Here is a 17,985-nt window from a genome sequence, read left to right as displayed (position 1 = left end):
AGGGAAGTGCCATGGCTGTTGAACTTAACGAATTACGTGATCAAATTGATGCTGTCGATAAACAAATGGTCGAGCTGCTTGCACGCCGATTAGCTTTGGTTGAAAAGGTGGGGGAAGTCAAGAGCCGACATGGTCTACCGATTTATGCTCCCGATCGAGAAGCGGCGATGCTGGCTTCTCGCCGCGCTGAAGCGGAAAGAAAAGGCGTCCCGCCACAACTGATTGAAGATATTTTGCGCCGTACTATGCGTGAATCTTATGCCAGTGAAAAGGATTCTGGCTTTAAGTGCTTAAACCCAGAGCTGCGCTCTGTGGTGATTATTGGCGGTCATGGTCAACTTGGTGGCTTATTTGGCCGTATGTTCAAACTGTCGGGCTATCAGGTGAAAGTATTAGGCAGTAAAGATTGGCATCAAGCCGATGAGATACTGCATGATGCCGGTTTGGTTGTGGTGACGGTTCCTATTCACTTAACCGTCGGTGTGATTGAAAAACTTGCTCATTTGCCTGCCGATTGTATTTTGTGCGACCTCACATCGATTAAGTCTAAGCCGCTACAGGCGATGCTTAAAACACACTCTGGCCCAGTGGTTGGATTACACCCAATGTTTGGCCCAGATGTCCCTAGTATGGCCAAGCAAGTGATCGTCTATTGCGATGGGCGAGGAGAAGAGAGTTATCAGTGGTTGCTAAAACAGTTTTCGATATGGGGAGCGAGTTTGTGCCAGATTGATGCCGCAGAACACGATCACGGCATGACCTTGATCCAAGCACTGCGTCACTTCACTTCATTTGTATACGGTTTACATCTTTCTAAAGAAAATCCGAATATCCAAAAATTACTGCAGCTGAGTTCACCGATTTATCGTTTAGAACTGGCGATGGTTGGACGGCTTTTTGGTCAAGACCCTCACTTGTATGGCGATATCATTTTCTCATCGGAAGAGAACGTTGAGATGATAAAACGTTTTCATGCTTGTTTTGGCGAGGCGTTAACCTTACTTGACGGGCGTGAGAAGCAAGCTTTTGTGGAAAACTTTAGCAAAGTGAGTGATTGGTTTGGCAGTTATTCACAACAATTTATGCTTGAAAGTCAAAACCTGTTAAAACAAGCGAACGATGCCATTCATCGTGTTTAAGGCTGTCTGAACGGCGAGTGCGGTTGTTGTGAATACGGCCGCCGCTCATTCTTCCGGTTCATTCCCTAAATCAGACAAGTATTCCAGTTCGCGATGGAGCAAACTTTCATCACCCATGTTCAATTCAACTAAACGTTTCAAATGGCCAATACTTTCAATATCAATGTGATTGATGCTGACACGAATAATGTTGTTTTGAATGTGGATCAACTTGGCGACCAGATTAATAGTGACATCGCTGTCTGGCAGTGTGAAATGGACTTGTGCCATTTCATTGAGCACTAATTTGTCCGCGTCAGGGCATGAGAGCAATAACCCATGCAGCGACAAATCTTGAATCGTTGTGGTGACGGTATGTTTACCTTGCAATAAGGTGGCAGGCATCTGATAGATGATGCGTGAAAAGCGACGTCTTTCAATCATGGTACTCTCTCTTGTTGAGCGTTGACCTGTGCCAGCTTCGGCTCTGTATCGATCATTGAAAAATTATACCCATTAAGTTTAGACCTAATTGAAGGCAGTGTCGCGAATCCTGCATCTTGTTGTGTGATGCGTGATGTACAAGTAACAAAAAGGCCGCAATAGATTGCGGCCAGAGACTTCAAATACAGAGTTATTTGGTCATACGCTTGTATTTAATGCGGTGTGGTTCTGCCGCTTGAGCGCCCAACGTCTGTTTTAACCACTCAGTGTATTCGCTGTAGTTGCCTTCATAGAACTTCACTTCACCTTCATCACGGTAGTCCAGAATGTGGGTCGCAATACGGTCTAGGAACCAGCGGTCGTGCGAGATAACCATGGCGCAACCTGGGAATTCCAGCAGCGCCTCTTCCAATGCGCGTAGCGTTTCAACATCCAGATCGTTGGTTGGTTCGTCGAGTAATAGGACGTTACCGCCAGCTTTAAGCAATTTGGCTAAGTGAACACGGTTGCGCTCACCGCCCGATAGTTGACCAAGCACTTTTTGTTGATCGACGCCTTTGAAGTTAAAGCGAGAGCAGTAAGCACGCGCAGGAATTTCAAAATTGTTGATCTTGATAATATCCGCCCCTTCAGAGATCTCTTGGAAGACGGTATTTTTGTCGTTCATGCTGTCACGGAACTGATCAACCGAGGCTAATTTCACGGTTGCGCCCAATTCAATTTCACCAGAATCTGGTTGCTCTACGCCACTTAGCATTTTAAACAGTGTTGATTTACCCGCACCGTTAGCACCGATGATGCCGACAATCGCTCCTTTCGGCATGCTAAATGATAAATTATCAATCAGTACGCGATCACCAAACGATTTGGTTAAGTTACGAACTTCCAATACTTTGTCACCTAAACGTTCGCCCGGCGGGATGAAGAGTTCGTTGGTTTCATTACGTTTTTGATGTTCAGTATTATTAAGTTCTTCAAAGCGTGCCATACGTGCTTTGGATTTTGCTTGGCGGCCTTTCGGGTTTTTACGAACCCATTCCAGCTCTTTTTCAATCGTTTTTTGACGAGCACTTTCTTGAGATGATTCTTGTTTTAAGCGTTCATCTTTCTGTTCGAGCCACGAGGTATAGTTACCTTGCCAAGGAATGCCTTCACCGCGGTCAAGTTCTAAAATCCAACCAGCAGCATTATCAAGGAAGTAACGGTCGTGGGTGATGGCGACGACTGTGCCTGAATAGTCGACAAGGAAGTGCTCTAGCCAAGCAACAGATTCCGCGTCTAAGTGGTTGGTTGGTTCGTCAAGCAGCAGCATGTCTGGTTTTTCAAGTAGCAAACGGCAGATCGCCACACGGCGGCGCTCACCACCAGACAAAACGGCGATTTTAGCATCCCATTCTGGTAGACGAAGTGCATTGGCCGCACGTTCTAAAGCGTTCTCTAAATTATGGCCATCTTTGGCTTGAATCAGAGCCTCGAGCTCACCTTGCTCTTTGGCTAACGCATCAAAATCGGCGTCGGGTTCTGCATATGCCGCATAAACAGCATCGAGGCGAGTTAGTGCGCCAGCCACATCAGAAACGGCCTCTTCCACCACTTCACGCACGGTTTTTGATTCATCCAGTACTGGTTCTTGAGGCAAGTAGCCGACTTTCAATCCTGCTTGCGGGCGTGCTTCCCCATCAATATCAGTATCGATGCCAGCCATGATACGTAACAGGGTGGATTTACCTGAACCATTGAGACCTAAAACACCGATTTTAGCTCCAGGGAAAAAGCTCAGAGAGATGTCTTTGAGAATTTGACGCTTAGGCGGGACAATTTTACTCACCCGCGACATGGTATATACGTATTCAGCCATTGCCGATTGTTCCTAATCTTAGTAACAGAAGAAAGTGGTCATTTTATACCAAAGCGATCGCATTTGTTACTAGGTACCTAATTTTTAGAGCTTAGATGGTGTTTTTCATCGATAAAAAAGTAACGAAACATTAAGTTACTAAGTTCATATGTCGCACTTTTATGAATTTAATATTATTTACATCTATGGCCTTTACTTTTTTATCTAGAATCAGCGTAATGAAACGGAAATTCCCTTGCTTTGGATAGGACGAGAGCACATGGCGCTCATGCATTTTATAAGACCGCAGCGATTGTTATCATCAATATTAGCGTTGAGCTCCTTGGTGTGCGGCACCGCGTTTTCAGGCGCAATAGAGGATTTGGATAGTCAACGAGAGCTGTACGATCAAGCTCAGAGGTGGCTTGATGAAGATAAAGTTGATGAAGCTAAAAAAATTAGAAATAAGATCAAAAACTATCCATTGACGCCTTATCTGGATTATCGATCTCTGCTGGTCGATATTGGTAATAAACCGCCATTAGCGGTTCAGGTTTTTATCGATACACATCAAGATTTCCCGTTTTCAAACCGCATTCGAGCACCGTATTTAGATGCGTTGGCGGCGAAAGGAAAATGGGCCACCTTGCTTGATTTTCAAAAAGCGGAGCCGAATGATGAGCCTTATCGTTGCCACTATTACAACGCGCATTACCAAACAGGCCAGCGAGATATTGCGTTCAAAGGCGCACAAAAATTATGGCTCAGTGGCAGTAGCATTTCTGACGCCTGTGATCCACTCTTCACCGCATGGAGTGAGCAAGGCGGGTTAACCGATGATTGGTTGCTTAAACGAATGTTATTGGCGTTTGATGGGCGTAATTTAACGCTAATGAAATACTTACAGAAAAAATTAGTTAAGCCAAAATCACAGGCGACAGCGCAAGCGATGATCGATCTCTACCGCTCGCCAGAAAATGTGCTGACTTTTGCTAAACAATACACCGATGGCACTTTTAATCAGCAGTCGATTCAATTTGCATTAGAAAAGCTAGCACGCCAAGATGCAAAGCTTGCGCAAAGTGTGTACCAAACTCTTCTCGATCAGAAAATACTGGCGGATGCTTATCAGCGTCCTATTGCAGAATATATAGCCAGAATATTGCTTGATACCGAGGAGCAAGTACTCGCAAACTGGCGAGATAGTGTGATAGCGCAAAGCTCAAACAGTCTTTTGCTCGAGCAGAGGATCCGCAAGGCACTGACCGTTGGTCGTTGGGATGAAGTTAAATTCTGGACAGAGCAGCTCCCCGCTGATGAAAAAGCCAGCTTACGTTGGCAATATTGGCTTGGGCGCGCTGATATTGCGTTGGGTGATGAAGCCAAAGGATTACAACGTTTAAATGCGATGATTGGGCAACGTAATTTCTACAGTGTCGCGGCCGCTAATATGGTGAAACAGTCAGTAAATTATCCCAGTACATCGATTAAGCTTAATCCCAATTTATTGACGCCGTATAAAAAAGCCTTAGTACGGATCCAAGAGCTGATTGAACGAGATAAAATCGCTGCTGCAAAAAGTGAATGGAAATGGTTACTCGATCGTGCAGATACAAAAGAAAAAGAGATGCTAGCGGCCTACGCCGACTCCCAACGTTGGTATAGTTTAACTGTGACAGCCTCTATTTCGGCGCGGATGTGGGACAACATGCAATTGCGTTTTCCATTAGCCCATCAATGGTGGTTTAACTTCTATGGCCAAAAACACGACATTGACCCAATTATGCTGATGTCACTTGCTCGTCAAGAAAGTGGAATGGATGTTGAGGCTCAATCGCCCGTTGGCGCTCGTGGTATCATGCAGATTATGCCGAGCACGGCTAAGTATACGGCTAAAAAATATCAGCTGACCTATAACGATGAGCAAGAGTTATATGAGGTGGGCAAAAATATCGAAATAGGCAGCCATTACTTAAATGGATTATTAGAGCAATACGGCGACAATCGAATTTTTGCATTTGCTGCCTATAACGCTGGGCCAAATCGCGTCAATCAATGGCGAGAGAAAACACAAGGCAAGTTAGATGCTTACGCTTTTATTGAAGCGATCCCTTTTCGGGAAACCCGCGGGTATGTGCAAAATATTTTGATGTTTGAGACTTACTATCGAGATTTGATGGGGATTGAAGGTGAATTTCTCAACCAAGATGAGCTCAATACAAAATATTAATTCCAATACGAAGTGAAAGTTCTACAATAGCGGAACGTATCACTTTGCGAGTACATTCATGCCACACCAACCTGAGTACACTGATTGGCAGCAGCTAATGGAATTGGTTAAATCAGCCACAGAGCAAGAGCAGCACGCAATGCTACTCACCATGATGATGACCCCAGATGAGCGAGATGCGCTCGTGGCGCGTGCGAACATCTTATGTGAGCTACTCAAAGGGGAGTTATCACAGCGGCAGATTAGCCAATTGCTCGGAGTGGGAATTGCGACCATTACGCGTGGCTCAAATGAGCTCAAAAGTAAATCAGAACAAGAAAAGTCGCAATTAGCCGCTCTGCTACTCAAGGTGTCTTAGTGACCCCTTGAGTTCGCTAACTTTTTATAAATTAGCAGGGAAATGCTCTGTGTTGATAAAAGGGATCAGAGCAAGGATCAGTGCTTGATGATAGACAGAGCTGCGAGTGAGTTGGTTATGAGTGAGTAGGCTGATCGCACCGCCTTTCTGTTTGATATTTTCGCAGTCAAACAGTTTATCCATCACATCACCTAGCTCATTTTCGTGACTTAATAGCTCTAATACTTGAGGTGGTAGCATTAAGCTGGCTGAACGCGATTCTCCTCTATGAGTGGCGGATTCAATCACCATCCACGCAAAAGTCACGGTATTCTCAATGCCCGCTTCTAACCCGACGTAATAATCTGCCGTGGGATCTTGTTCTTTCGCATTTCGTACTCGGTTAAGTGCGCCTTGGTGGGTTTCTTCATCTGTCATCGGTTGATCCGCGACACCACTGGGCACACTCACCCCTTTAAATGAGAAAGTATCCTGCGGAAAGGTACTTTCAAATGCACTTTTGACTGCATTGATTTTGGCCGGGTTAAGAGAGGCAATGATCACATTTTTCATAAACAGCATTTAACTCTTTTTGTTGTTGGTACCATGAAACCAACGCATTTAATGGCATTGGTTTGGCAAAATAATAGCCTTGCATGAAATCACATTGGTAATCAGCAAGCCAATTATGCATCTCTTTACTTTCAATACCTTCAGCTGTGACTTGCATTGATTGAGAGTGGCAAAGTTCGATCAAAGGCTTAATGATCTTGTGATTGTCAGTGGTGATGAGTGTATCTAAAAAAAGCCGATCGAACTTGATTTTTTGTACTGGATATTGCACCAATTGAGTAATGGAGGTGTAACCAGAACCGAAATCATCAATCGCCAATCCGTAGCCTAAATGCGATAGTTCGTGAAGCAGTGGAAAACCTTTTGAATTGGCAGAAAAAGTTTCTGTAATTTCAAAATCAATCAAATGGGGAGGAACTGCATTCTCCTGCGCATGTTTATGAATGTAATGAGCTAACTGTAAAGAGTTTAATTCTGCTGATGAAAGGTTAATCGATAACTGAACAGGGTGTTCAAACATCGCTTGTAGTGCATGGAACTCCTCGAAAGCTGAACGGACGACCCAGCGATCAATGTTGCCAAATAACCCGGTTTGTTCGGCTATCGGAATAAATTCTTTTGGTGAAATCGTACCGAGCAGCTTGGATTCCCAACGAAGTAAAACTTCAAATCCTGAGACTGTATTGCCAGCACGATTTAAATAAGGTTGGTAGACCAAGCTAAATTCCTGATCAAAATCACCTCGGCGTAATGCTTGCTCAATATTGGCTCTGCGCAGAACACCCTTATTGAGCTCTGGCGAGTAGTAAGCTATTTGGTTCTTCCCAGCATTTTTTGCTTGATACATGGCCGTATCAGCATTAGATAATAATTTTTCTAAGGTATAGCCATCGGTTGGGTAGGTAGCGATACCAATACTTGCTGTGATAGGGAAATTTCCGAGTGGTGAGTTATGCTGGTTTTGTAATGGGATCAGTAGCTGAGTGGCAAATTCGCTTGCCGCTTGTATAAAACTACTATCAGGTGTAGAAATAAAAATTGAAAACTCATCCCCTGATAGTCGCGCTGCTAGGCTTTTTACTTGATACTTTTCAAAGAAAAAGTTGCGCAATGAGCCAATATGCTGTGCAAAGTTGACTAATAATGCATCACCGACCTGATGTCCATATTTATCATTGACGTATTTGAAATTATCTAAATCAATATACAAAACCCAGATGTTATCGGTGTGTCTTGCGTTTGCTAGCACTCTTTCTACTGATTGTTGAAAGTGGTGGCGATTGGCAAGTTTTGTTAAGTGGTCGTATTCTGCAAGTGCTTTTGTTTTCTTATATGTGGTATCAAGCTCCTGATACATATCGTAAAAACGAGAGGATAGCCGGCCAATTTCATCGTTACTCTTGAGAGTTTCGATATTGTCACGCTGCTTATTCTCTACTTCTTTCAATTGTTGATCTAATTGGGATATGGGCTTGATTACATATCGGTATAATAAATACAAAAGCAGCAACACAGTCACTAGAGTCGATATTCCAAACGACAACGCTAACCGTTTTTTAATGGCATAAAGTTTGTCGTTAATTAGATACTGTGCAGGATCAAGCGTGGCATAAAGATCTGATTTTAATTCAACAGTTTGTGTTAATCCTACCTTTTTAATATCCGCTGCGTCAGTGAAAAAAATGGTACTTCGGTTATCAAATTCTATTTTCTTCATCAGTCGATTAAAGGGTTCGAGTACGACGAAAACAACAACAAAGAAAATTTTATCGCGGTTATAGCTAAGCGGTGTCGTAAGTGTTTGAGTATCTAAAACATCATACCGAACTAGAATACCTTCACCGCTGGAATTTGTCGTATAGTCAACATAAGAGGTTTTCTGTGTGCTATCGAAAGTGTCTTGTATGTGGTTGAGAATTTTTGTATCGATTTTGGCGAAGGGATCACCACTATTTTCGGCATAATAAAGAACATTTTTGCTGCCATCCAAAATCGATAACGCAATGAAATTATTCTCTTGTGATTGGAGAATGTCCAATGTTTGCTGAAAGTTATCAACCAGTTCTAACTCTCGATAAGGGTTGCGCTCATGTGCAACGTAATGACGAATGATATCGCTTTTCGTTAGGGTGTAAGCGTAGCTATTCACCAGGTATTGGGTTTGACGAAAGTGACCCGCGAGTTTTTCCATACTCAGTTGAAGATAGCTTTCTTCTCTTTTCAGCAAAGCATCTTTTTGATTGGAGTAGATAATGTAACTAGATGCCACTGCACTGAGAAGAATAACCGGTGTTATCAGCAACAGAATTCTATTGTTGAGCTTCATGTTGTTCCAAAATACTGTTAATGATTTTTGCTCTCAAACTAATATCGGCAGGGAGCAATTCGCTATCAATAATGCCTTGTTCTAACAAAGCTGGGTTTGGAAATAATGATGCATCATTTCGGTAATTATCTGTCATTAAATTTAGGGCACTTAAGTTTGGTGTCGCAGCTTTAATATCTTTTGCATTTATTGCGGCAACTTCTGGGCTCAATAAGTGGTTTATAAACTCTTTTGCATGCTCTTTATTTTTTGAATTGCTGTTGATGGCTAAACAATCCACCCAAATATAGGGTCGGCCTTGCGGGGTGACAAAATCCCAATCATTGCTGCCAAAATACTTATTCAATGAAAATTGGTCACCGCTGTATGCGAGTGCCATATCTAAGCTATCACTGTCAGGATGGCTTCGGACGTAACTCAATATATATTCATAGGTTAAGATGTTGTGATTCACGGATAGCATCTTTTGATAAGCCTGTTTCAGTGCATTATCGTTATTTGTAATTGGCGATTGTTGTTGGGCATACAATGCTGGCAACAGGGTTTCAACGGTATCGTGAAGCATCCCAACATGGCCTTGGAGTGCTGGTGGCATGTCGATGAGATCAGCCCAGTTTTTGGGTTTGGCTGGAAATTTACTTTTTTTGTAGACTATGCCTACGGTTCCCCAAAAGTAGGGAACGGCGTGGCTACCGCAAGCTTGATTCCATTTCGTATCATTATGCTTTCTATTGGGCAGAGTACTCAGATCTTCAAAGGTGTTGAGCTGAGAGTAGATAAGAGCTGATACGTTATCTAACACTACAATATCAAAAGGCAGTTGGACACTTTTGACCATCAATAGACTGCGTTCATCGTCATTATCAAAATGATATAGATTAATATCGATGCCGCTGCTTTGCCGCCATTGATCAACGATTTGCGGTGACATAGTGTCTTCCCACAAATAAATATTGAGCTCTGAGCTTCGAATGTGCGCTGAAATGCCTAGCAGAAATAGCATTAAAGCCAAAGGATGGATTTTCATCATGATATAAGTAGATGAACCTTATTTATTGGAAAAGGGCATCGTTCACAATGAAAGTGTCACAGATATCTTATGACGTGTGGAATATATTCCGTGAATTCAAAGTAAGCTGACAGCCCAAAACATAGTGATTAATTATGTGTGAAATGATTGGGCATTATATGAACTATGTTGATGTCTGTCAGCTGACTTATGTCAAATATTTGACTTAAATGTGATTATTGAAGTTTTACTTGGGTCGGTTTAACATTTTCGCTTGGGTAGCAGCCTAATACTTTTAAATGCTTAGTGATTTTTGTTAGCTCATTCAATGCTTGCTGCATTTCAATGGAATCAAGATGAGATTCAAGATCAACATAGAACATTTCTTCCCAAGGATTACCCATAATAGGTCTCGATTCCAATTTGGTCATATTGATCCCGTAGCGTTGCAGCACTAATAAGCTTTCAACAAGTGAACCAGCTTGTTGCGATGTCGACATGATTAATGTCGTCTTCGCTGGAATTTGAGTAGAGACTTCCACGGGTTTTCGCGCAACAACAATAAAGCGAGTCTGGTTTTCTGTTTGATTGGCGATATTAGATTTGATCGATTGTAAGCCGTACAGTTTACCGCTGGAGGCATTGCCAATTGCGGCAACATCGTTGCGATTAAGCTGCTGTACTTTTTGCATCGCATCAGCGGTGCTCGCACAGGTTTCAAGTGTAACGCCTTTTAGGCGGCTTAAAAATTCGCTGCACTGCTGGTGGGGCTGTGGGTGTGAATAAAGGATTTTAAGCTCTTCCAAACGTAATTCAGAGGTGGCGACCAAGCAGTGCTCAATCGGTAAAGTGAGCTCACCGACAATGTACAAGGTAGTATGTTGCAGCAAATCATACACTTCGTTAATTGAACCTGAACTGGTATTTTCAATCGGCAATACCCCATAGTCGGCATGACCCGATTCAACTGTTTTAGTGACTTCTTTAAACTGATCGCAATTGAGTTCGATCAACTCTGTATTTTTACGACTGAAGTACTCACGGGTTGCAAGATGGGAGTAAGAACCTTTAGCACCTAAAAAAGCAACCCTTGCCAGCGGTTTACGGCTCAGTTGCGGATTGGCTAGATTCTGCAAGTATGCTTGCTGTAGCAAGACGGAGTCTTCAATGATGGTATGAAATAGTTTAGTAATGTACTGAGCATCTAAATTGTATTTTTCTTTACCAGTATTAATCAATTTGACTAAAAGTTGCTGTTCACGTATTGCATCTCTCACTGGTTTTGCGGTTTCCACTTTGCTTTTAGCGACTTCAATGCTGAACTTTCGACGCTCTGCCAGTAGGTTCAGCAGTTGATCATCAAGCTCGTTCAGTCGCAAGCGGATCTCTTCAAGTGAATAGTGCTTTTCAGTCATAAAAATGTCCTTGTAAAAAAGCCTCCCAGTGGGAGGCTTCCTGTTCGTTTTTGACTTATCTTCTGTCAACGAGCATGCCTCCAAGGTTATTGGAGAAAAAAGAAGTCAAAAAAGAACAGTGAGGTTAAGTGCATAAGAAGGTGATTCCTCTTTGAATGTAAAGACACAATAAGCAAGCAACCGTAGAGCGTCAAGCAAAAAAATAGCGCTTGAAAGCGCTATTTTTCATCATATTAAACTTTATTCAACTTCTTCTTCTACTTCCGGTTTGTCGGTACGACGAGCTTCCGGTTTATGGCGCAGTTTGTTAAGTTGGCGTTCTAATTTTTGTTCTACCTCATTGATAGCTGCGTAAAGATCTTCGTGGGTTGCAGAAGCGACTAATTGTCCTTTGGGTACCGTGATAATAGCTTCGAATCTTTTTTGTTTATTGGGCTCTTCACTAAAGCTAGCTTGGCATCCTATGATATCCACTTGCCATTTTTCTAGTTTTTTAAATTTGCTCTCAATGTGAGTGCGGATTGCAGAGGTGATGTCGATATTTTTACCAGTGATAGTTACTTTCATAGATGTTTTCCTCTGTTGCATCCCTCATGGGTTAACTTCAGATTACTGATTTAATACTAAAGTAATGTGATATAGATCACTTTATTGAATGTGATTTCAAAGGGCGAGTTTAAACGTGATCTCACGCAAAGAGTGCTGACAAAGAGTAAAGAAAAAGCTTGTGATTCCTATCAATCTGGATAGATTGGTTAAAGGATCAAGCTAAGAATTTCCCATTTTTAGGGTGTTTTTGCGGCCTAAAAAGAGCGCTGCTCATTTCTTATTCAAGTGTTTTTTGTGATCTTTATTCTAACGATGTTTTGAGCACCTCCCTTTTTATTTCAGTTTTCCCTGCACCACTCATTTTCCAGCCGTCTTTTGCTGGCGTGTTATTATTCCCATCGACTCCAAATAAAAAAACCACTCAAAGCGTGAGTGGTTTTCATGGCGTACCTAAGCTTATTGCAAACTATTGTGGATTGAGTGCAATTAACTTTTGAGTTCTGGCAATGGCATCGTTCAGTTTGAGCTGTTTATACGCTTCCAACTGAATGTGTAATGATTTGCGAGCCGCTTCAGTGTCTGGATACGTTTTTTGTAGCTCCTGAGCACGGTTGATGGCCGCAATCCAAGATTCACGGCGTAAGTAAAAATCAGCTGTGGCAAGGTCATATTCAGCCAGCCTATTTTTTAACGCGAATAAGCGTTTATGAGCATCTTCTGCATAAGGGCTTGTTGGGTAGCGTTGCAGCAGTTTCTTAAAATCAGCAAACGCAGCTTTTACCGGTTCTGGATCACGATCCGCGCGATCGACATTAAATAGGTCATGCATGAAGTTGCGATCTTGTGCCATATGCGTCAAACCACGCATGTAGAGTACCCAATCCATTTTTTCATGGGTTGGATTCAAACGGGTAAAGCGTTCAATGGTCGCTAAACCTAACGCAAGATCATCGTTTTTGTAGTAAGCGTAAATAAGGTCAAGTTGAACTTGTTCTGAATACGCGCCGAAGGGATAACGTGAATCTAACGCCTCAAGTTTTTGAATGGCCGTTAACCAGTTACCACTTTGCAGTGAGGTTTGTGCTTCTGAGTATAATTCAGAAGGCGGCACATCAGGGACAATCTCTTCGCTGCTTGAACAGCCAAATAACAGTGATAATGCGAGTAAGCCTGATAAAGTGTGGTGTTTCATGACAGGAGTCGTTTCCTTGAATTAATGCTTCTTAATTGAGTGCGTAATCGCTTTACAAATCGTTTCGTTACTTTCTTAGCAGTAACAGATACAATGACGCCATATTTTATCCATACTAGACGCTATTAGTCTCACGGTTTTTAAAAAAGTTCGATATGGCTCAGCAGATTGAATTAACAAATACAGTAAAAGATAGCCAGTTAGGTCAACGTTTAGACCAAGCTGTCGCTGAATTATTCGCAGATTTCTCTCGTTCACGTCTAAAAGAGTGGCTTTTAGAAGGCAAAGTTCAGGTCAATGGTGAGGTGATCACTAAACCAAGAACGAAAGTCATGGGGGGAGAAATCATTACGGTCCAAGCCGAGCTTGAAGATGAAGAGCGTTGGGAAGCGCAAGATATACCTTTAAATATCGTGTATGAAGATGACGATATTATGGTCATCAACAAACCACGAGATTTTGTCGTTCATCCAGGCGCGGGTACTCCAGATGGCACAGTCTTAAATGCACTGTTGTTCCACTATCCAGCTATTGCAGAAGTACCTCGTGCGGGGATTGTGCATCGTTTGGATAAAGATACGACTGGTTTAATGGTGGTCGCTAAAACGGTTCCTGCACAAACACACTTAGTTCGAGCGTTGCAAAAGCGTAAGATTACGCGTGAATATGAAGCGATTGTGATCGGTACTATGACTGCTGGTGGGATGATCGATAAGCCGATTGGCCGCCACTCAACAAAACGTACATTGATGGCGGTAAGCCCGATGGGTAAACCAGCGGTAACTCACTATCGTGTGGCCGAGCATTTTCGTGAACATACGCGACTTCGTTTGCGTTTAGAAACGGGCCGTACTCACCAAATTCGTGTGCATATGTCATATTTACAGCATCCTTTGCTTGGGGATACCGCCTATGGTGGCCGCGCTAGGATTCCGAAAGGGGCAACGCAAGAGCTGACCGATATGATCCGTGGTTTTGATCGTCAGGCTTTGCATGCCGTTATGCTTCGACTTGAGCATCCTGTGACTGGTGAAATGCTAGAATTTCATGCGCCAGTACCTGACGATATGATCATTATGGCGGAAGCTTTACGCGTAGATACTAAGTTGAATAAAAAAGACGAGTTCTAATGCAGAAGATCATCCCTAACTGGAATGCACCTAAACATGTAAAAGCTTTCTCCTCGACTAGAGTCGGTGGCTTTTCGTTAGCTCCTTATCAAGGGCTGAATTTAGGCATGCATGTTGGGGATGATCCTTTATCCGTTGAAAAAAATCGCCAATGGCTAACGCAGCAAGCGGCGATGCCCTCTAAACCTATTTGGCTTAAACAAACGCATTCAACACAAGTGCTAGAGGTTACTCAACCTACTCAGCAGATTCTGAGTGCCGATGGTGTTTTTACCCATCAGCATAATGTGGTTTGTTCTGTAATGACCGCTGATTGCTTACCTGTTCTACTCACTAATCACCAAGGCAGCGAAGTGGCTGCAGTTCATGCTGGTTGGCGCGGTTTAGCTAATGGGATACTCGAAAATGCGCTCGCCAAATTTTCTAGTGATATCCTAGCTTGGCTCGGTCCTGCTATCGGTCCTACGGCATTTGAAGTCGGTGATGATGTATACCATGCCTTTGTTGATCAAAATACCAAAGCAAAGGCCGCATTTTCTCTTCAAGAGAATGGAAAATGGCTAGCAAATATTGCACAGTTAGCCACGTTAAGGTTGCATCAATGCGGTGTTTCAGAAATATCAGATAGCGGCCTTTGTACCTTCCATAATCCTCATCAGTTTTATTCCTATCGACGCGACGGAATCACAGGTCGCCAAGCTTCATTTATTTGGATCGAAGAGTAACTTACGCAAGATCAATCTTCCCTGACTTGCCCCTTGAAAAAGCACTAGTGCGTAGCCATCTTTAGCTACGTAAGATTAGTTTCTCAATTAAGGTGAGGAAAGTTGGTATGCGTCTTGATCGATTTACAAGCAAATTTCAAATTGCCATTTCTGATGCTCAATCATTGGCATTAGGCCGTGATCATCAATATATCGAGCCTGTTCATTTGATGGTGGCATTGCTCGATCAAAATGGCAGTCCAATTCGTCCACTTCTTACTATGTTAAGTGTGGACGTTATGCAGTTGCGCTCGAAGCTCAGTGAGATATTAGACCGTTTGCCAAAAGTTAGCGGTATCGGTGGTGATGTTCAGCTTTCTAGCGCAATGGGTACTATGTTCAATTTGTGCGATAAACTCGCGCAAAAACGGCAAGATTCCTACATTTCTTCGGAAGTGTTTTTGCTAGCCGCACTAGAAGATAAGGGCGCGCTTGGTCAATTACTCAAAGAAATAGGGCTTACCGAGAAAAAAGTTTCTGAAGCAATAGAAAAAGTGCGTGGAGGTCAGAAAGTGAATGATCCAAATGCAGAAGAGCTAAGACAAGCGCTTGAGAAATTCACAATAGATCTAACTGAACGAGCGGAACAAGGCAAACTTGATCCTGTCATCGGGCGTGATGATGAAATTCGTCGCACCATTCAAGTATTGCAACGCCGGACCAAAAACAACCCCGTGATTATTGGTGAGCCCGGTGTAGGTAAAACGGCGATTGTGGAAGGGTTAGCGCAGCGCATTATTAATAATGAAGTGCCAGAAGGTCTACGTGGTCGTCGAGTATTGTCATTAGACATGGGGTCTTTGGTCGCAGGGGCTAAGTATCGTGGTGAATTTGAAGAACGCTTAAAATCGGTGCTTAACGAGCTAGCGAAAGAAGAGGGTAATGTCATCCTCTTTATTGATGAGTTGCACACTATGGTCGGTGCAGGTCGAGGCGAAGGCGCAATGGATGCGGGGAATATGCTTAAGCCCGCTCTGGCTCGAGGAGATCTACACTGCGTCGGTGCGACGACTTTGGACGAATATCGTCAATATATAGAGAAAGATCCGGCACTTGAGCGACGTTTCCAAAAGGTACTGGTTGATGAGCCTAGCGTAGAAGACACAGTAGCTATTTTGCGTGGTTTGAAAGAGCGTTATGAGCTCCATCACCATGTGGAGATCACCGATCCCGCTATTGTTGCTGCTGCGAGCTTATCGCACCGTTATATTTCTGATCGCCAGTTGCCCGATAAAGCGATTGACTTGATCGATGAAGCCGCTTCAAGTATTCGAATGCAAATAGATTCAAAGCCAGAATCTTTAGATAAGCTTGAGCGCAAAATTATTCAGCTGAAAATTGAGCAACAAGCGCTAACGAATGAACACGATGAAGCGAGTGAAAAACGCTTACAGGTGTTAAACGAAGAGTTAAAAGTGAAAGAGCGCGAGTTTGCCGAGCTGGAAGAAGTTTGGAATGCGGAAAAAGCAGCTCTTTCGGGTACACAGCATATTAAGTCCGAATTAGAGCAAGCGCGTATGGATATGGATTTCGCACGTAGAGCGGGTGACTTGAACCGTATGTCAGAACTTCAATATGGCCGAATTCCTGAACTTGAAAAGCAGCTCGACCTTGCAACTCAAGCTGAAATGCAAGAGATGACTTTACTGCGCAACAAAGTAACTGATGTAGAAATAGCGGAAGTGCTTTCAAAGCAAACTGGTATTCCAGTTTCTAAAATGCTGGAAGCTGAGAAAGAAAAACTGCTGCAAATGGAGGATGCGCTGCATCAACGAGTTATCGGACAAGTTGAAGCCGTCGAAGTGGTATCAAATGCGATTCGCCGTAGCCGAGCTGGGTTATCTGATCCAAATAGACCGATTGGTTCCTTCTTATTCTTAGGGCCAACTGGTGTGGGTAAAACTGAATTGTGTAAAACACTCGCAAACTTTATGTTTGATAGTGAAGATGCCATGGTGCGAATCGACATGTCTGAGTTTATGGAAAAACACTCAGTAGCGCGATTAGTCGGCGCGCCTCCAGGTTATGTGGGCTACGAAGAGGGTGGCTACTTGACCGAGGCTATTCGTCGTAAACCGTACTCGGTTATCTTGTTGGATGAAGTTGAGAAAGCACACCCTGATGTCTTTAATATCCTACTACAGGTATTAGATGATGGGCGCTTAACTGATGGACAAGGACGCACAGTTGATTTTCGTAATACAGTGGTAATTATGACCTCAAACTTAGGGTCTTCGCAAATTCAAGAACAATTCGCAAGCTTGGATTATGAAGGCATTAAAAAAGAGGTAATGGAGATTGTAGGTAAACATTTTAGACCAGAGTTCTTAAACCGAGTGGATGAAAGTGTAGTATTCCATCCGTTGGCGCAAGAACAAATTAAATCGATCGCTTCTATTCAATTAGCCCGTCTTGGTAAACGAATGGAAGAGAAAGGTTATCAGCTTGAGGTATCTGAAAAAGCGTTAGAGCTGATTTCTCAAGTTGGGTTTGATCCTGTTTACGGAGCAAGACCATTGAAACGCGCGATTCAACAAAGCGTTGAAAATCCATTAGCGAAAGAAATCTTGGCAGGAAGAATCCTACCGGATAAAAAAGTTAAGCTAGTTGTTAGCAATGACCAAATTATTGCTCATCAAGACTAAACATTTACATTCAAAAGGGCCAGAAATGGCCCTTTTTGTTTGAAAATTACTCTCATTGGTTCTTTTGTGAGCTGTCAGTTCGTTTTTATGAGAAAGTTTCATTTTAAGACTTGTGTCCTTCTCTAAACTACCTATAATGCGCCTCGTTGTCAGGGCAGTGCTAGTTACTTCTGCTGATAACAGATGGACACTTGTTTAAAAGAAATAATCGATAAAGTGTTTGACACTTAAGGTTATATCGCTAGAATGTTCGTCCGCTTTGAATGCTTTTAGATAAGCATCCAAGCAAGCTCTTTAACAATATAAACCTATCAATCTGTGTGGGCACTCGTTGATGATAATCAAAAAAGATTTATCAATGAACTGAGTGACCAATCAGAATCAAGTTTACTTGATTTTGGCACAGTCAATTCATT

At 42.8% G+C, this 17,985-nt stretch carries 14 protein-coding genes and 1 other annotated feature; of the genes, 6 read left to right on the top strand and 8 right to left on the bottom strand.

Features of this window, described 5'->3' with window-relative positions; genetic code table 11:
* Window positions 1-11 precede the first annotated feature (11 nt).
* Window positions 12-1,139: a bifunctional chorismate mutase/prephenate dehydrogenase gene (gene tyrA, locus AACQ75_RS17565; RefSeq protein ID WP_017043283.1), complete on the top strand. Its 1,128-nt coding sequence runs from the start codon at window positions 12-14 to the stop codon at window positions 1,137-1,139.
* Between the two features lie 45 nt (window positions 1,140-1,184).
* On the opposite strand, the gene AACQ75_RS17560 is transcribed toward tyrA, so the two are convergent.
* Complete coding sequence (locus tag AACQ75_RS17560) at window positions 1,185-1,562, bottom strand: PilZ domain-containing protein (RefSeq protein WP_115339558.1); 378 nt, start codon at window positions 1,560-1,562, stop codon at window positions 1,185-1,187.
* A 190-nt stretch (window positions 1,563-1,752) separates the two neighbouring features.
* Window positions 1,753-3,420 (bottom strand): energy-dependent translational throttle protein EttA, encoded by a 1,668-nt coding sequence (ettA, locus tag AACQ75_RS17555; protein WP_010319161.1) that lies wholly within the window; start codon window positions 3,418-3,420, stop codon window positions 1,753-1,755.
* Window positions 3,421-3,679: 259 nt separating this feature from the next.
* Between ettA and AACQ75_RS17550 the strand changes: the two genes are divergently transcribed.
* Window positions 3,680-5,629 (top strand): transglycosylase SLT domain-containing protein, encoded by a 1,950-nt coding sequence (locus AACQ75_RS17550; RefSeq protein ID WP_170889149.1) that lies wholly within the window; start codon window positions 3,680-3,682, stop codon window positions 5,627-5,629.
* A gap of 58 nt (window positions 5,630-5,687) precedes the next feature.
* The gene (gene trpR / locus AACQ75_RS17545; RefSeq protein ID WP_013857539.1) at window positions 5,688-5,987 is read left to right on the top strand and encodes a trp operon repressor; all 300 of its coding nucleotides are present in this window, start codon (window positions 5,688-5,690) and stop codon (window positions 5,985-5,987) included.
* A 24-nt stretch (window positions 5,988-6,011) separates the two neighbouring features.
* Here the strand turns inward: trpR and yjjX are convergent, their stop codons facing one another.
* The 6 genes from yjjX to bamD all read right to left on the bottom strand — a co-directional run bounded on the left by yjjX (window position 6,012) and on the right by bamD (window position 13,030).
* On the bottom strand, window positions 6,012-6,539 hold the full coding sequence (gene yjjX / locus AACQ75_RS17540) for an inosine/xanthosine triphosphatase (RefSeq protein WP_170889178.1): 528 nt from the start codon (window positions 6,537-6,539) through the stop codon (window positions 6,012-6,014).
* Window positions 6,511-8,865, bottom strand: coding sequence for a putative bifunctional diguanylate cyclase/phosphodiesterase (locus AACQ75_RS17535; RefSeq protein ID WP_115339561.1), 2,355 nt, complete (start codon window positions 8,863-8,865; stop codon window positions 6,511-6,513). The genes yjjX and AACQ75_RS17535 overlap by 29 nt, the downstream gene beginning before the upstream one ends.
* The gene (locus tag AACQ75_RS17530) at window positions 8,849-9,895 is read right to left on the bottom strand and encodes a polyamine ABC transporter substrate-binding protein (protein WP_047690217.1); all 1,047 of its coding nucleotides are present in this window, start codon (window positions 9,893-9,895) and stop codon (window positions 8,849-8,851) included. Before AACQ75_RS17530 ends, AACQ75_RS17535 begins: the two co-directional genes overlap by 17 nt.
* Before the next feature lie 215 nt (window positions 9,896-10,110).
* Window positions 10,111-11,289, bottom strand: coding sequence for a prephenate dehydratase (gene pheA / locus AACQ75_RS17525; RefSeq protein ID WP_026028348.1), 1,179 nt, complete (start codon window positions 11,287-11,289; stop codon window positions 10,111-10,113).
* Window positions 11,290-11,301: 12 nt separating this feature from the next.
* Window positions 11,302-11,420: a sequence feature (Phe leader region), on the bottom strand.
* Between the two features lie 109 nt (window positions 11,421-11,529).
* On the bottom strand, window positions 11,530-11,856 hold the full coding sequence (gene hpf, locus AACQ75_RS17520) for a ribosome hibernation-promoting factor, HPF/YfiA family (RefSeq protein ID WP_026027341.1): 327 nt from the start codon (window positions 11,854-11,856) through the stop codon (window positions 11,530-11,532).
* Window positions 11,857-12,304: 448 nt separating this feature from the next.
* Window positions 12,305-13,030, bottom strand: coding sequence for an outer membrane protein assembly factor BamD (gene bamD / locus AACQ75_RS17515; RefSeq protein WP_013857531.1), 726 nt, complete (start codon window positions 13,028-13,030; stop codon window positions 12,305-12,307).
* A gap of 155 nt (window positions 13,031-13,185) precedes the next feature.
* On the opposite strand from bamD, the gene rluD reads away from it, so the two are divergent.
* From rluD to clpB, 3 genes are all read left to right on the top strand, one after another.
* Window positions 13,186-14,160, top strand: a complete 975-nt coding sequence (gene rluD / locus AACQ75_RS17510) for a 23S rRNA pseudouridine(1911/1915/1917) synthase RluD (RefSeq protein WP_013857530.1) — start codon at window positions 13,186-13,188, stop codon at window positions 14,158-14,160.
* Window positions 14,160-14,885 carry a peptidoglycan editing factor PgeF gene (gene pgeF / locus AACQ75_RS17505; RefSeq protein ID WP_094164101.1) on the top strand — a complete coding sequence of 242 codons (726 nt, stop codon included), beginning with the start codon at window positions 14,160-14,162 and terminating at the stop codon, window positions 14,883-14,885. The genes rluD and pgeF overlap by 1 nt, the downstream gene beginning before the upstream one ends.
* Before the next feature lie 107 nt (window positions 14,886-14,992).
* Complete coding sequence (gene clpB, locus AACQ75_RS17500) at window positions 14,993-17,569, top strand: ATP-dependent chaperone ClpB (RefSeq protein ID WP_170889148.1); 2,577 nt, start codon at window positions 14,993-14,995, stop codon at window positions 17,567-17,569.
* Window positions 17,570-17,985 lie beyond the last annotated feature (416 nt).

The organism is Vibrio sp. B1-2 (assembly GCF_963888445.1).
In the GTDB taxonomy this organism is placed as follows: domain Bacteria; phylum Pseudomonadota; class Gammaproteobacteria; order Enterobacterales; family Vibrionaceae; genus Vibrio; species Vibrio anguillarum.
Note: the sequence above shows the minus strand (reverse complement) of the source record. Positions and strands in the feature narration are given on the sequence as shown.

What these genes read in the sequence shown, in the direction of transcription:
- tyrA (WP_017043283.1), top strand. Translation starts at nt 12, where the DNA reads ATGGCTGTTGAACTTAACGAATTACGTGATCAAATTGATGCTGTCGAT.
- AACQ75_RS17560 (WP_115339558.1), bottom strand. Translation starts at nt 1,562, where the DNA reads ATGATTGAAAGACGTCGCTTTTCACGCATCATCTATCAGATGCCTGCC.
- ettA (WP_010319161.1), bottom strand. Translation starts at nt 3,420, where the DNA reads ATGGCTGAATACGTATATACCATGTCGCGGGTGAGTAAAATTGTCCCG.
- AACQ75_RS17550 (WP_170889149.1), top strand. Translation starts at nt 3,680, where the DNA reads ATGGCGCTCATGCATTTTATAAGACCGCAGCGATTGTTATCATCAATA.
- trpR (WP_013857539.1), top strand. Translation starts at nt 5,688, where the DNA reads ATGCCACACCAACCTGAGTACACTGATTGGCAGCAGCTAATGGAATTG.
- yjjX (WP_170889178.1), bottom strand. Translation starts at nt 6,539, where the DNA reads ATGAAAAATGTGATCATTGCCTCTCTTAACCCGGCCAAAATCAATGCA.
- AACQ75_RS17535 (WP_115339561.1), bottom strand. Translation starts at nt 8,865, where the DNA reads ATGAAGCTCAACAATAGAATTCTGTTGCTGATAACACCGGTTATTCTT.
- AACQ75_RS17530 (WP_047690217.1), bottom strand. Translation starts at nt 9,895, where the DNA reads ATGATGAAAATCCATCCTTTGGCTTTAATGCTATTTCTGCTAGGCATT.
- pheA (WP_026028348.1), bottom strand. Translation starts at nt 11,289, where the DNA reads ATGACTGAAAAGCACTATTCACTTGAAGAGATCCGCTTGCGACTGAAC.
- hpf (WP_026027341.1), bottom strand. Translation starts at nt 11,856, where the DNA reads ATGAAAGTAACTATCACTGGTAAAAATATCGACATCACCTCTGCAATC.
- bamD (WP_013857531.1), bottom strand. Translation starts at nt 13,030, where the DNA reads ATGAAACACCACACTTTATCAGGCTTACTCGCATTATCACTGTTATTT.
- rluD (WP_013857530.1), top strand. Translation starts at nt 13,186, where the DNA reads ATGGCTCAGCAGATTGAATTAACAAATACAGTAAAAGATAGCCAGTTA.
- pgeF (WP_094164101.1), top strand. Translation starts at nt 14,160, where the DNA reads ATGCAGAAGATCATCCCTAACTGGAATGCACCTAAACATGTAAAAGCT.
- clpB (WP_170889148.1), top strand. Translation starts at nt 14,993, where the DNA reads ATGCGTCTTGATCGATTTACAAGCAAATTTCAAATTGCCATTTCTGAT.